The organism is Pseudomonas sp. PDM17 (assembly GCF_014851985.1).
Lineage (GTDB): Bacteria > Pseudomonadota > Gammaproteobacteria > Pseudomonadales > Pseudomonadaceae > Pseudomonas.
Genome location: NZ_JACVAT010000007.1, coordinates 312,512 through 326,900, shown reverse-complemented (window position 1 = coordinate 326,900; position 14,389 = coordinate 312,512). Strand labels below are relative to the sequence as shown.

15 protein-coding genes are annotated in these 14,389 nt (G+C 67.1%); 10 read left to right on the top strand and 5 right to left on the bottom strand.

From position 1 onward, the window contains the following. Nucleotides 1-85 precede the first annotated feature (85 nt). The 6 genes from kdpF (at nt 86) to IB256_RS25015 (ending at nt 8,248) form a co-directional block, all read left to right on the top strand. Nucleotides 86-175, top strand: a complete 90-nt coding sequence (gene kdpF, locus IB256_RS25040; RefSeq protein WP_009618573.1) for a K(+)-transporting ATPase subunit F — start codon at nt 86-88, stop codon at nt 173-175. A gap of 8 nt (nt 176-183) precedes the next feature. Further along, the gene (gene kdpA, locus IB256_RS25035; protein WP_192295349.1) at nt 184-1,878 is read left to right on the top strand and encodes a potassium-transporting ATPase subunit KdpA; all 1,695 of its coding nucleotides are present in this window, start codon (nt 184-186) and stop codon (nt 1,876-1,878) included. Between the two features lie 12 nt (nt 1,879-1,890). Continuing rightward, complete coding sequence (kdpB, locus tag IB256_RS25030; protein ID WP_192404493.1) at nt 1,891-3,951, top strand: potassium-transporting ATPase subunit KdpB; 2,061 nt, start codon at nt 1,891-1,893, stop codon at nt 3,949-3,951. 203 nt (nt 3,952-4,154) lie between these two features. Next, a complete protein-coding gene (kdpC, locus tag IB256_RS25025; RefSeq protein ID WP_138525202.1) occupies nt 4,155-4,703 on the top strand; it encodes a potassium-transporting ATPase subunit KdpC in 549 nt (182 codons plus the stop codon). A 154-nt stretch (nt 4,704-4,857) separates the two neighbouring features. Beyond that, the gene (locus tag IB256_RS25020) at nt 4,858-7,515 is read left to right on the top strand and encodes a sensor histidine kinase (protein WP_192404491.1); all 2,658 of its coding nucleotides are present in this window, start codon (nt 4,858-4,860) and stop codon (nt 7,513-7,515) included. Nucleotides 7,516-7,555: 40 nt separating this feature from the next. Beyond that, nucleotides 7,556-8,248 carry a response regulator gene (locus IB256_RS25015; RefSeq protein ID WP_192295496.1) on the top strand — a complete coding sequence of 231 codons (693 nt, stop codon included), beginning with the start codon at nt 7,556-7,558 and terminating at the stop codon, nt 8,246-8,248. A 10-nt stretch (nt 8,249-8,258) separates the two neighbouring features. Here the strand turns inward: IB256_RS25015 and IB256_RS25010 are convergent, their stop codons facing one another. From IB256_RS25010 to IB256_RS25000, 3 genes are all read right to left on the bottom strand, one after another. Further along, nucleotides 8,259-8,600, bottom strand: coding sequence for a type II toxin-antitoxin system RelE/ParE family toxin (locus IB256_RS25010; RefSeq protein WP_192295353.1), 342 nt, complete (start codon nt 8,598-8,600; stop codon nt 8,259-8,261). Beyond that, nucleotides 8,597-8,833 (bottom strand): type II toxin-antitoxin system ParD family antitoxin, encoded by a 237-nt coding sequence (locus IB256_RS25005; protein WP_192295354.1) that lies wholly within the window; start codon nt 8,831-8,833, stop codon nt 8,597-8,599. Before IB256_RS25005 ends, IB256_RS25010 begins: the two co-directional genes overlap by 4 nt. 79 nt (nt 8,834-8,912) lie before the next feature. After that, the gene (locus tag IB256_RS25000; protein ID WP_192295355.1) at nt 8,913-9,950 is read right to left on the bottom strand and encodes a patatin-like phospholipase family protein; all 1,038 of its coding nucleotides are present in this window, start codon (nt 9,948-9,950) and stop codon (nt 8,913-8,915) included. 108 nt (nt 9,951-10,058) lie between these two features. Between IB256_RS25000 and selD the strand changes: the two genes are divergently transcribed. Both selD and mnmH read left to right on the top strand, forming a co-directional pair. Then, on the top strand, nt 10,059-11,093 hold the full coding sequence (selD, locus tag IB256_RS24995; RefSeq protein WP_192295356.1) for a selenide, water dikinase SelD: 1,035 nt from the start codon (nt 10,059-10,061) through the stop codon (nt 11,091-11,093). Continuing rightward, a complete protein-coding gene (gene mnmH, locus IB256_RS24990) occupies nt 11,093-12,193 on the top strand; it encodes a tRNA 2-selenouridine(34) synthase MnmH (RefSeq protein WP_151186509.1) in 1,101 nt (366 codons plus the stop codon). Before selD ends, mnmH begins: the two co-directional genes overlap by 1 nt. A gap of 265 nt (nt 12,194-12,458) precedes the next feature. Here the strand turns inward: mnmH and IB256_RS24985 are convergent, their stop codons facing one another. After that, nucleotides 12,459-12,806: a GFA family protein gene (locus IB256_RS24985; RefSeq protein ID WP_081520654.1), complete on the bottom strand. Its 348-nt coding sequence runs from the start codon at nt 12,804-12,806 to the stop codon at nt 12,459-12,461. Nucleotides 12,807-12,958: 152 nt separating this feature from the next. Between IB256_RS24985 and IB256_RS24980 the strand changes: the two genes are divergently transcribed. Further along, nucleotides 12,959-13,237, top strand: a complete 279-nt coding sequence (locus IB256_RS24980) for a hypothetical protein (RefSeq protein ID WP_081520653.1) — start codon at nt 12,959-12,961, stop codon at nt 13,235-13,237. Between the two features lie 77 nt (nt 13,238-13,314). Continuing rightward, a complete protein-coding gene (locus IB256_RS24975; protein ID WP_192295357.1) occupies nt 13,315-13,923 on the top strand; it encodes a flavin reductase family protein in 609 nt (202 codons plus the stop codon). Between the two features lie 24 nt (nt 13,924-13,947). Here the strand turns inward: IB256_RS24975 and IB256_RS24970 are convergent, their stop codons facing one another. Continuing rightward, nucleotides 13,948-14,322, bottom strand: coding sequence for a hypothetical protein (locus tag IB256_RS24970; RefSeq protein WP_192295358.1), 375 nt, complete (start codon nt 14,320-14,322; stop codon nt 13,948-13,950). Between the last annotated feature and the right edge of the window lie 67 nt (nt 14,323-14,389).

The following is a 14,389-nucleotide window of genomic DNA, read 5'->3' as shown; positions in this document are numbered from 1 at the left end:
CTTTACGCGCCGCTTGCGGAAAATTTCCGTCAGGCGGCAACGGCCGCCCAAGCGATGGAGTCGCCCGCGTGAGGAGAAAGCAATCATGAGCGTGCTCGACGGTGTGTCACTGGTCCTGGCCACGGGACTGTTCATCTACCTGCTGGTGGCGCTGCTGCGCGCCGACCGTTCCTAGGAGACGTCATGAACAGTCATGACCTGTTGCTGATCGTCGCCTTCCTGGTGCTGGTGCTGGTGCCGGCGCCATTCCTCGGGCGTTTCTACTACAAGGTGATGGAGGGCCAGCGCACCTTCCTCAGCCCCGTGTTCCTGCCGGTTGAACAGGCCATTTACCGCGCGTGCGGCATCCACCCCGAAGATGAACAGGACTGGAAGAGCTACACCCTGGCCCTGCTGGCATTCAATCTGGTGGGGCTGGTGCTGCTGTTCGCCATCCTCCTGCTGCAGGGCCTGCTGCCGCTCAACCCGCAGAACCTGCCTGGCCTGGAATGGACGCTGGCGTTCAATACGGCGGTGAGTTTCGTCACCAACACCAACTGGCAGGCGTACAGCGGCGAGGCTTCGCTCAGCTACCTGAGCCAGATGCTCGGCCTGACCGTGCAGAACTTCGTCAGCGCCGCCGTCGGCCTGGCCGTGCTGGTGGCGCTGGCCCGAGGCATCTCGCGCAAGTCGACGAACAACCTCGGAAACTTCTGGGTCGACCTGACCCGCGCCACCCTCTACGGGCTGATCCCGCTGTGCCTGCTGCTGGCGCTGCTGCTGGTCTGGCAGGGCGTGCCGCAGACCTTCCTCGACTATGCCCACGCGCTGACCGTGCAGGGCGCCGACCAGTCCATCCCGCTGGGCCCGGCGGCCAGCCAGATCGCCATCAAGCAGCTGGGTACCAACGGCGGCGGCTTCTTCGGCGTGAACTCGGCGCACCCCTTCGAGAACCCGACCATCTGGAGCAACCTGTTCGAGGTCGTGTCGATCATCCTGATCCCGGCCGCGCTGGTGTTCACCTTCGGCCATTACGTGAAGGACCTGCGCCAGAGCCGCGCCATCCTCGGTTGCATGCTGGTGCTGTTCGCCCTGGGCCTGGGCGTGACGCTGTGGGCCGAGTACCAGCCCAACCCCGCGCTCAGCGCGCTGCCGGTGGAGCAGGTCGCTCCGCTGGAGGGCAAGGAGAGCCGCTTCGGCACCACCGCCAGCGTGCTCTGGGCGGTGACCACCACGGCGGCCTCCAACGGCTCGGTGAACGCCATGCATGACAGCCTCAACCCGCTGTCGGGCATGGTCGCGATGCTCAACATGATGGTTGGCGAAGTGATCTTCGGCGGCGTCGGTGCGGGCCTCTACGGCATGTTGCTGTTCGTCCTGGTGGCGGTGTTCCTCGCCGGGCTGATGGTCGGCCGCACCCCGGAATACCTCGGCAAGAAGCTCGAGGCCCGCGAAGTGCGCCTGCTGGTGGCGACCCTGCTGGTGATGCCGGTCGGCGTGCTGGTGCTCGGCGCCATCGCCGCCAGCCTGCCGGGCCCGGCCTCGGCGGTGAGCAACCCCGGTGCCCACGGCTTCAGCCAACTGCTCTACGCCTACACCTCGGGCACTGCGAACAACGGTTCGGCCTTCGGCGGCTTCGGCGCCAACACCCCGTTCCACAACCTGATGATCGCCCTGGCCATGCTGATCGGCCGCTTCGGCTACATCCTCCCGGTGCTGGCGATCGCCGGCAGCCTGGCGGCGAAGAAAGCCACCCCGGTCGGCCCCAACAGCTTCCCGACCCACGGCCTGCTGTTCGTCAGCCTGCTGACCGCCACCATCCTGCTGGTGGGCGGCCTGAACTTCCTGCCGACGCTGGTGCTGGGCCCGGTGGCCGATCACCTGACGCTTGGCTTCTGAGGAGCCGCCTCCATGAATGCGAAAACCCAGGAACTGGCCTTGAACAAGGCCGTCGAAAAACGCCCGACCACCGCGCTGTCCGCCCTGTGGAAGCCGGCGCTGGTACAGGCCTTCGTCAAGCTCGACCCGCGCCAGCTGCAACGCTCGCCGGTGATGCTGGTGGTGGCCCTGACCGCCGTGCTGACCACTGTGCTTTGCGTGGCAGGCGGGGACTCGGTGCCCACCTTCGTCGCCGTGCAGATTGCCGTGTGGCTGTGGTTCACCGTGCTCTTCGCCAACTTCGCCGAAGCCCTCGCCGAGGGCCGTGGCAAGGCCCGCGCGGACAGCCTCAAGGCCGGCACCCAGGGCCTGCAGGCCATGCGCCGGACTGCCAGCGGGCACTTCGAGAAGGTCGCCGCCAGCAGCCTGCGCAAGGGTGACGTGGTGCGCGTCGAAGCCGGTGAACTGATCCCCGGCGACGGCGAAGTGATCGAAGGCGTGGCGGCGGTCAACGAGGCCGCCATCACCGGCGAATCCGCGCCGGTGATCCGCGAATCCGGCGGCGACCGCTCGGCCGTGACCGGCAACACCCGGCTGGTCTCCGACGCTCTGCTGGTGAAGATCACCGCCAACCCCGGCGAGTCCACCCTCGACCGCATGATCGCCCTGGTGGAAGGCGCCAAGCGCCAGAAGACCCCCAACGAAGTGGCGCTGGACATCCTGCTGATCGGCCTGACGCTGATCTTCCTGCTGGTGGTCGTGACCCTGAAGCCCTTCGCCCTGTTCGTCGGCGGCAACCTGCCGCTGGTGTTCCTGGTGGCGCTGCTGGTGACGCTGATTCCCACGACCATCGGCGGGTTGCTCTCGGCCATCGGCATCGCCGGCATGGACCGCCTGGTGCGCCTGAACGTCATCGCCAAGTCCGGCCGCGCCGTGGAAGCGGCGGGGGACGTGCACGTGCTGATGCTCGACAAGACCGGCACCATCACCTTCGGCAATCGCCGCTGCAGCGCGCTGCACACCGCTCCTGGCGTGCAGCCGCTGGAGCTGGCCGAGGGCGCGTTCCTCGCCTCGCTGGCTGACGACACGCCGGAGGGCAAATCCATAGTGGAGTTCTTGAGGGCGCAGATCATCCTGCCGGAGCCGGACCGCAACCGCGTGACTCCGGTGGCCTTCAGTGCAGAGACGCGCCTGTCGGGCATCAACATCGACAGCCACGTGTACCGCAAGGGCGCGGTGGACGCCGCGTTGGCCTTCGTCGGCATGGACCGTGCGCAGATGCCCGAAAGCCTCGCCAAGGAAATCGAGCGCATCGCCCAGAGTGGCGGCACTCCGCTGCTGGTGGTGGCTGACGGCACGCTGCTCGGCGCCATCCACCTCAAGGACGTGGTTAAGCCGGGCATCCGCGAGCGCTTCGCCGAGCTGCGCCGCATGGGCATCCGCACCGTGATGGTGACTGGCGACAACCCGCTGACCGCCGCCGCCATCGCCGCCGAAGCGGGGGTGGACGACGTGATTGCCGAAGCCACGCCGGAGAAGAAACTGGCGCGGATCCGCCAGGAGCAGGGCGAGGGCCGCATGGTCGCCATGTGCGGCGACGGCGCCAACGACGCCCCGGCCCTGGCGCAGGCGGATGTCGGCATGGCCATGAACGACGGCACCCAGGCCGCCCGTGAGGCCGCCAACCTGGTGGACCTGGACAGCGATCCGACCAAGCTGCTGGACGTGGTGCAGGTGGGCAAGGAACTGCTGGTGACCCGTGGTGCGCTGACCACCTTTTCGGTGGCCAACGACGTGGCCAAGTACTTCGCCATCCTCCCCGCGCTGTTCGCCGGCATCTACCCGCAACTGGGCGTGCTCAATGTGATGAAGCTGGCCAGCCCGCAGAGCGCCATCCTCTCGGCCATCGTGTTCAACGCGCTGATCATCGTCGCGCTGATCCCCCTGGCCCTGCGCGGCGTGCGCGTGCAGGCCAGCGACGCTTCGCAGCTGCTGCGGCGCAACCTGCTGATCTACGGCGTGGGCGGGCTGCTGGCGCCGTTCGTGGGGATCAAGGTAATCGACATGATCCTCGTCGCCGTGGGTCTGGCTTGACGGGCTTCTTTGATCGACTGACGGGAGGCGTTGGTGCCGTGCGCCCTCTCCCTAACCCTCTCCCTGAAGGGAGAGGGGACCGTCCGGTGGTATCGGGAAATGTGGAGCTCGCCGGATGCTCCGAACAACGCCCTCTCCCTTCAGGGAGAGGGCGGGGGAGAGGGTAAACAGCCCCGCTCCGAACCCAACAGAGGAACACGAACATGCTCAACCAACTCCGCCCCGCCATCGCCTCGCTGGTCCTGCTCAGCGCCGTTACCGGCGTTGCCTACCCGCTGGCCGTCACCGGCATTGCCCAGGTCGCCTTCCACGACCAGGCCAACGGCAGCCTGGTTCGCGACGACCAGGGCAACGTGCGCGGCTCGGCGCTGATCGCGCAGAAATTCGACGGTGCCCAGTGGTTCCACTCGCGCCCCTCCGCCGGCGACTTCGCCACCGTCTCCAGCAGCGCCAGCAACCTCGCGCCCGGCAACCCGGCGCTGGCCGAACGCATCGCCAAGGATGCCGCTGCCCAGCAGATCGGCGCGCAACCGGTGCCGCTGGCGCTGGTCACCACTTCCGGCAGCGGTCTTGACCCGCAACTGCCGCCCGCCGCCGCGCTGTACCAGGTGCCGCGCATCGCCCTGGAGCGCGGCGTACCGGCGGCGAGCCTGGAGAAACTGGTGGAAGCCAACACCGAACGCCCGCTGATCGGCCCCGCCGTGGTCAACGTACTGGCGCTGAACATGGCCCTGGCCAGCCTGCCTCGCTAGACTCCAGCGCCAGAGCCGTCCAGGCCGCTGCACGAGGGTGCCGGCCTGCTGCGGACAGCTCCCTCTCCCTCCAGGGAGAGGGCTGGGGAGAGGGGCTTGTCTGCGCCTTGGCAAAACATGAAACGAGCGCCCCGCGCGCTCCGAGGATAGCCCCATGACCGACCCCAACCGCGCCGACGCCCTGCTGGCCGACCTGCCCCCCGTGGGCCGTGGCCGCCTCAAGGTATTCCTTGGCGCCGCACCGGGCGTCGGCAAGACCTACGCCATGCTGCTGGCCGCCCAGAGCCAGTTGCGCCAGGGCGTGAAGCTGCGCGTCGGCGTCGTCGAAACCCACGGCCGCGCGGAGACGGAGGCCTTGCTCGCCGGCCTGCCGCAGCAGGCGCTCAAGCGCTCGGTCTACCGCGGCATCACCCTGGAGGAAATGGACCTCGACGGCCTGCTGGGCGACCCGCCGGCGCTGGCGCTGGTGGACGAGCTGGCCCACAGCAACGCCCCCGGCAGCCGCCACGCCAAACGCTGGCAGGACATCCAGGAACTACTCTCCGCCGGCATCGACGTCTACACCACGGTCAACGTCCAGCACCTGGAAAGCCTCAACGACCAGGTGCGCGACATCACCGGCGTGCAGGTGCGCGAAACCGTGCCCGACTGGGTATTGCAGGAAGCCTACGAGCTGCTGCTGGTGGACCTGCCGCCGCGCGAGCTGCTGGAGCGCCTGCGCGAGGGCAAGGTTTACGTGCCCGAGCAGGCGCGCGCCGCCATCGACGCCTTCTTCAGTCAGACCAACCTCACCGCGCTGCGCGAGCTGGCCATGCAGACCGCTGCCGCGCGGGTTGACGACGATCTCGCCCATCGCTATCGCCAGCAGGGCGGCGACGCCCCCGCTGTGCGCGGACGGTTGCTGGTGGGGGTGGATGGAGAACACAACGCCGAACGGCTGGTGCGCCATGCCAGCCGCGTCGCCGAACGCCGGCATCTGCCCTGGTCGCTGGTCCACGTCGATACCGGCGAGGCGCGCAGCGAAACGTCGCGCATGCAGTTGCAGAACGCCCAGCAACTGGCCGAGCGCCTCGGTGGCGACGTGGTCGAACTGCGCGGCGGCGAAGTCGCGCGCACCCTGGTCGAACATGCCAAGGAACGTCGTGCCACGCTGTTGCTGGTCGGCCGCTCGCGGCAACGCTGGTATCGCCGTCTGTTCGGCGGAGGCCTGGCGGCGCGCCTGCTGCGCCTGGGCGACGGGCTGGAGGTCAGCGTGCTCGACAGCGAGGCCGACCTCGCGCCACCCAGGGCCCGTCCGCAATCGCCCTGGCCCTGGGGCAACTACCTGCTCGCTACGCTGGCTGCCGGCTGCGCCAGCGCCCTGGCCTGGGCGGTGGCCAGTGTGCTGGAGCTGCCGAACATCTCCCTGGTGTTCCTCGCCGCCGTACTGCTGGTGGCGGTACGCAGCAGCCTCGGCCCGGCGCTGGCCTGCGCGGTGCTGTCGTTCCTGGCCTACGACTTCCTGTTCATCCCGCCGCATTTCTCCTTCTCCATCCAGCGCGAAGAAGACGTACTGACCTTGCTGTTCTTCCTCCTCATGGCCGGCCTCACCGGCAACCTCGCGGCCCGCCAGCGTCGGCAGTTGCAGGCGCTGCGCGAAACGCAGGAAGAGACCAGCCAGATGCTCGAACTGTCGCGCAAGCTCACCGCCGCCACCGACCGCCAGGCAGTGATGGCTGCCGCCGCGCAGCAGCTCGGCGGTTGGGAGGGGCTGGATATCTGCCTGCTCGGTCGGGTCAACGGCGAATGGAAACTGGAGGGTGGCCTCAACCGCACGCTGGAGGACCAGGAGCGCGCCGCCGCCGACTGGGCCTGGCAGCACGACCAGCCCGCCGGCCTGGGCACCGGCACGCTGCCGGGCGGGCGCTGGTGGTGGTGGTCGCTGTCCGGCGAGGACGGCCCGCTGGCGCTGCTCGGCGTCAGCCCGCGTGATTCGCAACCTTTGTCCGGATCGCGCCGCCGTCTGCTGGCTGCTCTGGGTCAACCGCTGGCGCAGGCATTAGCCCGTGCGCGTCTGGCCGAAGACCTCGAAGCCGCGCGTCTGCACGGCGAAACCGAACAACTGCGCAGCGCGCTGTTAGCCTCGGTCAGCCACGACCTGCGCACGCCGTTGACCTCCATGCGCGGCGCCATCGACAGCCTGCTGGCCCTCGGCGATGCCATCCCGCCGCCGGATCGCCGCGAGCTGCTGGAAAGCACCCGCGACGAGGCCGAGCGTCTGGATCGCTACATCCAGAACCTGCTGGACATGACCCGTCTCGGCCATGGCGGCCTGAAGCTGTCGCGCGACTGGGTATCGCCCGGCGATATCGTTGGCAGCGCGCTCAATCGCCTGCGCGCGGTGGTCGCCCCGTATCGGGTGGAAACCCGCGTCGCGCCGGAACTGCCGCTGCTCTATGTGCATGCCGCACTGATCGAACAGGCGCTGGTCAACGTGCTGGAAAACGCCGCGCGCTTCTCGCCGCCGCAAGGTCGCCTGCGGGTGGCAGTGGAGCAGGGCGAGGAGGAGTTGCGTTTCCTGGTCAGTGACGAGGGGCCGGGTATTCCGCCGGCCGAGCGCGAGAAGATCTTCGACATGTTCTACACCGCAGCACGTGGCGACCGCGGCGGGCAGGGCACCGGGCTGGGCCTGGCGATCTGCCAGGGCATGGTTGGCGCCCACGGTGGGCGGATCACCGTCGAGGACGGCATCGACGGGCGCGGCACCACCCTCGTGCTGCACCTGCCGCTGCAGCAACAGCCGGACCTGGAGCAGCTTGATGCTGCTGTCTGAAAGGCTCAAGCTGGACGCCCCCCGCCAGCCCGGACTGCCGATGAACGCCAGCGCCGCCACCATCCTGGTCGTCGACGACGAACCGCAGATCCGCAAGTTCCTCCGCATCAGCCTCAGCGCCGGTGGCTACAAGGTGCTCGAAGCCGGCACCGGCGAGGAAGGTTTGGCCCAGGCCGCACTGGGCCGCCCGGACCTGGTGGTGCTCGACCTCGGCCTGCCGGACAAGGACGGTCAGGACGTGCTGCGCGAACTGCGCGAGTGGTCGCAGGTGCCGGTGCTGGTGCTTTCCGTGCGTGCCAGCGAAAGCGAGAAGGTGCTGGCGCTGGACAGCGGCGCCAATGACTACGTGACCAAGCCCTTCGGCATCCAGGAATTCCTCGCGCGCATCCGCGTGCTGCTGCGCCAGGGCGCCAGTGGCGAGACGCAGGAGGCGGTGGTCGCGGTGGGGCCGCTGAGTGTGGATTTCTCCTATCGCCGCGTGCTGCTCGAGGGTGAGGAAGTCTCGCTGACCCGCAAGGAGTATGCGGTGCTCTCGACCCTGGCGCGCCATGTGGGCCGGGTGGTGACCCAGCAGCAACTGCTCAAGGATATCTGGGGGCCGACGCATACCGAGGACACGCACTACCTGCGGGTGGTGGTGGGGCATCTGCGGCAGAAGCTCGCGGATGATCCGGCGACGCCGAGATTTATCGTGACCGAGGCGGGGGTTGGTTATCGGTTGCGGGAAGGTTGAAAAGCCGGCACTACTTATTGATATCTGTGTCTTCGCCAGTCAGTAGCCACGCAGCAATATCCCGCTTGTCATTAAGTACCCGCCAGACATCAATGTGGTCGGTTCGCACGATGAAGAACACCAAGTGTGGATAGCGTTTCAGAGGCCAACTGCGTAGACCTGGTATGTCTAGTTCGTGGGCATATCGTGAAGAGGATGCTGTGGGATTACGTGCAATCAACTGATAGGCACGCTGTAGCTCGTCGATGAAGCCGAAGGCGGCCTTCTCGCCACCTTCGCTCAGATAGTATTCCAAGGACTCTTCGACATCCCGCCGGGCGATGCCCCGGGGCTTGACCGGGCGTGCTTTCACGAGTCGCGCCTGCGCACGCGATCACGCAGTGCTTCGAAATAGCCTTCATCCACCGCTTCACCAGGCTCGGACGCCGCACCGGCCAGAAGTAGATCACGAAGGTGCTGGCGGTCCTGGTCCTTGCGGATCAATTCGCGAACATATTCGCTGCTGGTGCCGTAGCCACGTTGGCTGACCTGATCATCGACGAAGCCTTTCAATGATTCAGGCAGGGAGATATTCATCGTGCTCATGCCGGTTCTCTCGGAAATGGCAAAATTTGCCAAAGCATACGCCGTTCGCTCCGCATGGCAAAAGCCTCCCGCCAGCCGGTCAATAAGGATTCTCCGCCTCATACCGATCCAGCGTATCGCTGGCGATCTGCCGGCCGAGGGCGATGAGTTCAGGGGCCTTGTAGAACTCGAAGAAGCGGCAAACGCGCTTGGGCACGTTGATCAGGATGTCCGGCGGGTAGCCGGCGATCTTGTACTGTGCCAGCGAGGTCTGCATGACCTCGAAGCTCTGGTTCACCAACTCCAGCAGCGAGGCCGGGCTGCTGCTGTCGATCACGTGGCTGCCGGTGGCCGAGCGTGGCGAGCCCTTGGCCTGCGGGGCGGCGGCAGGTTGCTGCATTTCCGGTTCGGCGGGCTCTTCGGAGGCGACCGGTACCGGGTGCAGCAGGGCATCGGCGATCAGTTCCGGCGGCGACTCGGCTTCGCCGCGGCGGAAGAAGCTCAGCTTGTTCGACAGTCCGGAGATCACCGAGTCGAAGCGGCCCTTGAGGGCGGCGGGGCGCTCGATCACCGGCAGCGAGTACTGGCGCTGGTTGGTGGCGTTGAGATTGACTGCGACGATCAGGTCGGCGTGGGTCGAGACCACCGGAACGATCGGCAGCGGGTTGAGCAGGCCGCCGTCCACCAGCATGCGGGTGCCCTGCATGACCGGGGTGAACAGGCTGGGGATCGCCGCCGAAGCACGCATGGCCTGGTGCAGGCAGCCTTCCTGGAACCAGATTTCCTGCTGGTTGGTGAGGTCGGTGGCCACCGCCGTGTAGGGGATCGGCAGCTGTTCGATGTCGATCTCGCCGAGAATTTCGTGGATCTTGCCGAATACCCGCTCACCACGGATGGCGCCGAGCCGGAAGCTGACGTCCAGCAGGCGCAGCACGTCGAGGTAGTCCAGGCTTTCCACCCAGTCGCGGTACTCGCCCAGCTTGCCGGCGGCGTAGATGCCGCCGATCACCGCGCCCATGGAGCAGCCGGCGATACACACCACCTCATAGCCGCGCCGTTCGATCTCCTCGATCACTCCGATATGCGCATAACCGCGCGCGCCGCCGGAACCGAGTACCAGCGCGATCTGTTTTGACATGGGGCAACTCCGCGTGACGAACCCTGCGACGATACGCCGGGGGCAGCGGCCGCGCCAAGCCGGGCTTTGCTAGAATCGCCGTTTGATTTCCCTGCCCGGAGCCTCCCGATGAGCGAACCGATCCGCCTGACCCAGTACAGCCATGGTGCCGGCTGTGGCTGCAAGATTTCCCCCAAGGTCCTGGAGGTCATCCTCGCGGGCAGCGGCGCGCAGAACCTCGACCCCAAGCTTTGGGTCGGCAACGCCTCGCGCGATGACGCCGCCGTCTACGAAATCGATGCCGAGCGCGGCGTGGTATCCACCACCGACTTCTTCATGCCGATCGTCGATGATCCCTTCGACTTCGGCCGTATCGCCGCCACCAATGCCATCAGCGACATCTACGCCATGGGCGGCGACCCGCTGATGGCCATCGCCATCCTCGGCTGGCCGGTGAACGTGCTGGCGCCGGAAATCGCCCGCGAAGTGATCGCCGGTGGCCGCAAGGTCTGCGACGAAGCCGGCATCCCGCTGGCAGGCGGGCACTCCATCGATGCGCCCGAGCCGATCTTCGGCCTGGCCGTCACCGGGCTGGTGGAGAAGCGCTTCATGAAGCGCAACGACACCGCCACCGCCGGCTGCAAGCTGTACCTGACCAAGCCGCTGGGCATCGGCATCCTCACCACCGCCGAGAAGAAGGCCAAGCTGCGCGCCGAGGACGTGGGCGTCGCCCGGGACTGGATGTGCACCCTGAACAAGCCCGGCGCGCGCTTCGGCAAGCTCGACGGAGTGAAGGCGATGACCGACGTCACCGGCTTCGGCCTGCTCGGCCACCTGGTGGAAATGGCCGACGGCAGCGGCCTGACCGCGCGCGTTCGTTATGACGCCGTGCCGCGTCTGGCCAGCGTCGAGTACTACCTGGAAGCCGGTTGCGTCCCCGGCGGGACCCTGCGCAACTTCGACAGCTACGGCGAACGCATCGCGCCGCTGCCCGAACTGCACAAGCTGCTGCTGTGCGACCCGCAGACCAGCGGCGGCCTGCTGGTGGCGGTCGAGCCTGCGGGTGAGGCGCAGTTCCTCGCCACGGCGAAGGAGCTGGGCATGGACCTGGCACCCATCGGCGAACTGGTCGGCCGACAGCGTCACGCGGTCGAGGTGATGTGATGCGCGACAACACCCGCCACTACCGCGAACTGTTCCTCGGCGATGTGAAGATGATGGACGTGCGCGCTCCGGTCGAGTTCGACAAGGGCGCGTTCCCCAATGTGATCAACCTGCCGCTGATGAACGACAGCGAGCGGCAGAAGGTTGGCACCTGCTACAAGCAGAACGGCCAGCAGGCGGCCATCGCCCTGGGCCACGAGCTGGTCATGGGCAAGCTCAAGGCCGCACGCATCGAGGCCTGGGCGAACTTCGCCAGGGCCAACCCCGAGGGCTATCTGTACTGCTTCCGTGGCGGGCTGCGTTCGCAGATCACCCAGCAGTGGCTGAAGACCGAAGCCGGCATCGAGTACCCGCGTGTGGTCGGCGGCTACAAGGCGATGCGCGGTTTCCTCTTCGACACCACCCGCGCCGCCGTCGAGGAATGCCAGTTCGTGCTGGTGGGTGGCCTGACCGGCACCGGCAAGACCGAAGTCATCGCCCAGCTGGCCAACAGCCTGGACCTCGAAGGCCACGCCAACCACCGCGGTTCCGCCTTCGGCCGCCGCGCCACGCCGCAGCCGGCGCAGATCGATTTCGAGAACCGCCTGGCCATCGACATCCTGAAGAAGCGCCACGCCGGCACGGAGCAGTTCGTGCTGGAGGACGAGGGGCGCATCGTCGGCAGCTGCTCGGTGCCGCTGGAGCTGTACCAGGGCATGCAGCACTACCCGCTGGTGTGGCTGGAAGACAGCTTCGAGCAGCGCGTGGAGCGCATCCTCAAGGACTACGTGGTGAACCTGTGCGCCGACCACGTGCAGGTAGTGGGCGAGGAGGGCGGCTTCGAGTCCTTCGCCGCCTACCTGCGCAAAAGCCTGTCGGGCATCGTCAAGCGCCTGGGCGGCGAGCGCTACCAGCGCCTGGCGGCGATCATGGATGAAGCCCTGGAAGAGCAGAAGCGCAGCGGCGCGGTGGACCTGCACCGGGGCTGGATCGAAGGGCTGCTGGGCGAATACTACGACCCGATGTACGCCTTCCAGCGCGAGAGCAAGGGCGAGCGCGTGGAGTTCCGCGGCACCCAGGACGAGGTGGTGGAGTACCTGCGCTTCCGCGCGGAGCGCTGATCCCGGCGTTCCCCTACAGGTGCGGGCCATACCGGCCCGCACCGGCATCACGACGGAGCACCAACGTAGGATGGGTGGAGCTTGCGATACCCATGCTGCTGTCGGTGCATGAGAGCGATGGGTATCGCTTCGCTCCACGCCATCCTACGACTAGCTTTCAGTTTCTTAGGGCGCATATCGCGCCAGCGTTATCCGCCGTTATGCCATCGGCGGATAACCCGTTCCGGGTTATGCGCCCTGCACGCTGCCGCGGACCAACAGGTGCTCACACGCTCTTGCCGTCGTACTCCTTCACCGTCAGTCCCGCCAGGTCCACCCCCGGCAGGCAGCGCACGTTGATCGCCGCCATCGGCGTGCCGTCCGGCATCGCGCCGTAGGCCAGCGGCGCGCAGCCGCAGGTGGGGCAGAAGCGGTGTTCGATGCGATGGGTGTTGAACGTATAGGTGCTCATCGCACTCTCAGGAGTCGTCAGCTTCAGCTTGCCGCGCGGCACGAACCACAGCAGCGAGCCCTTGCGCCGGCAGATCGAGCAGTTGCATGACACGACTTCACCGACATCCCCTTCCACTTCGAACGCGATCTGCCCGCAATGGCAGCTGCCCTGGTGCACCATGGTCCTTCTCCTTGTCGGGATACCCCGTGGGCAAACAGTGTAGTAGTCGCTTGAATGCCATCCGTCCGGTGGCATACTGCGGCGCCGTCCGGCAGGCCCCTGCGCCGCGTTCTAAGCTGGATTCACCCCCGAATACTTCCAGGAGTTTCGTCATGCCGCGCATTCCCCTGATCATCGCCCTGCTGCTCGCCGTTGCCGGCTGCTCGGGCAAGACCGTCAACCGCGACAGCTGCGCCAACGAGCTGAACGCGGCCTGGCACGAGCTGGACCTGGCCAAGGCCGAAGGTTTCGCCGGCACCGTCAGCTACTCCAAGGCCGTCGGCCTGCTGACCGCCGCCAAGACCCAGCAGCAGGTCGAGGCCTACGACGGTTGCGCCGACAAGGCCAGCCGCGCGCGCTTCTACATCAAGGAATCCCGCGCCGGTCGCTGAGCCGCGCATCGCCGGGCTGCCTGAAGCGGCCCGCGCCTTTCCCACCGCACCGCCCGCCGTTCTGCCAGGATCAGCCCATGCAACTCGACTTCACCCAATTGTCCAAGGCCGAGGCCTACCGCTGGCTGGCCTCCACCGTCACGCCACGCCCCATTGCCTGGGTTACCACCTTGTCCAGGGACGGCCAGAGCAACCTCGCGCCGTTCAGCTTCTTCCAGGTCATCAGCGATTCACCGCCGACCCTGCTGGTCAACACCAGCGTGCGTGAGGACGGCAGCGTCAAGGACACCCTGCGCAACGTGCGCGAGACCGGCGAGCTGGTGATCCACCTGGTCAGCGCCGATCAGGCCGAGCACATGAACGCCACCGCAGCCTGGCTGCCCCACGGCGTCAGCGAGATCGAGCAAGCCGGCATCGCCACCGTGCCCAGCGAGCGCGTGGCACCGCCCCGCGTGCTCGGTGCGCCGGTGGCCTTTGAATGCCAGTTGGCGGAAATCATGCCGTACCCGGCAGAAAACCCCTCCAGCATGCTGATCTTCGCCCGCGTGCTGCTGGCGCACATCGATGAATCGGTGATGCAGGACGAGCGCCACGTCGACCCGGCGAAGCTGGACCTGGTCGGTCGCCTGGGCGGCACCCAGTACAGCTACACCCGCGACACCTTCAGCATGATCCGTCCGAAGTAGTGCTGCGCGCCTGACGCGGCGGCGTCAGGCGAACTCCAGTTCCAGCCCGAGCTGCCAGTGGATGCCACCCATCCGCGCCACATCGAACCGTTCGCCGAGAGCGAAGAGTTCGGAGAGCAGTTCGTCACGGCGGGTGAAGTCCGGCGTGCTGCCGTGAATCAGGCTGACGATGCCGTGCACCAGGCGCCAGCCGGTCTGGGCATCGAACCAGCAGTCGAGCCACTCGCCCTTGACCTCGTCGCAGGCCAGCGGGCAGACGAAGCGGCGGATCGGCAGTTGCCCGCGAGCCAGCAGCAGCGGATCGAGGCGGCGCTGCTCGCGGTACAGCTCCGGCAATTGGAGTGCGTGAGCGAATCCCGCCAGCGGGCGCTGCAGGACCAGTTGGTAGTAGGCGTTCATCCGAGCACCTGGAGTGGAAAGTCAGGTGTCGGAATCTGAACGGTCAGGCTGTCAGCTCGCTGTCGGC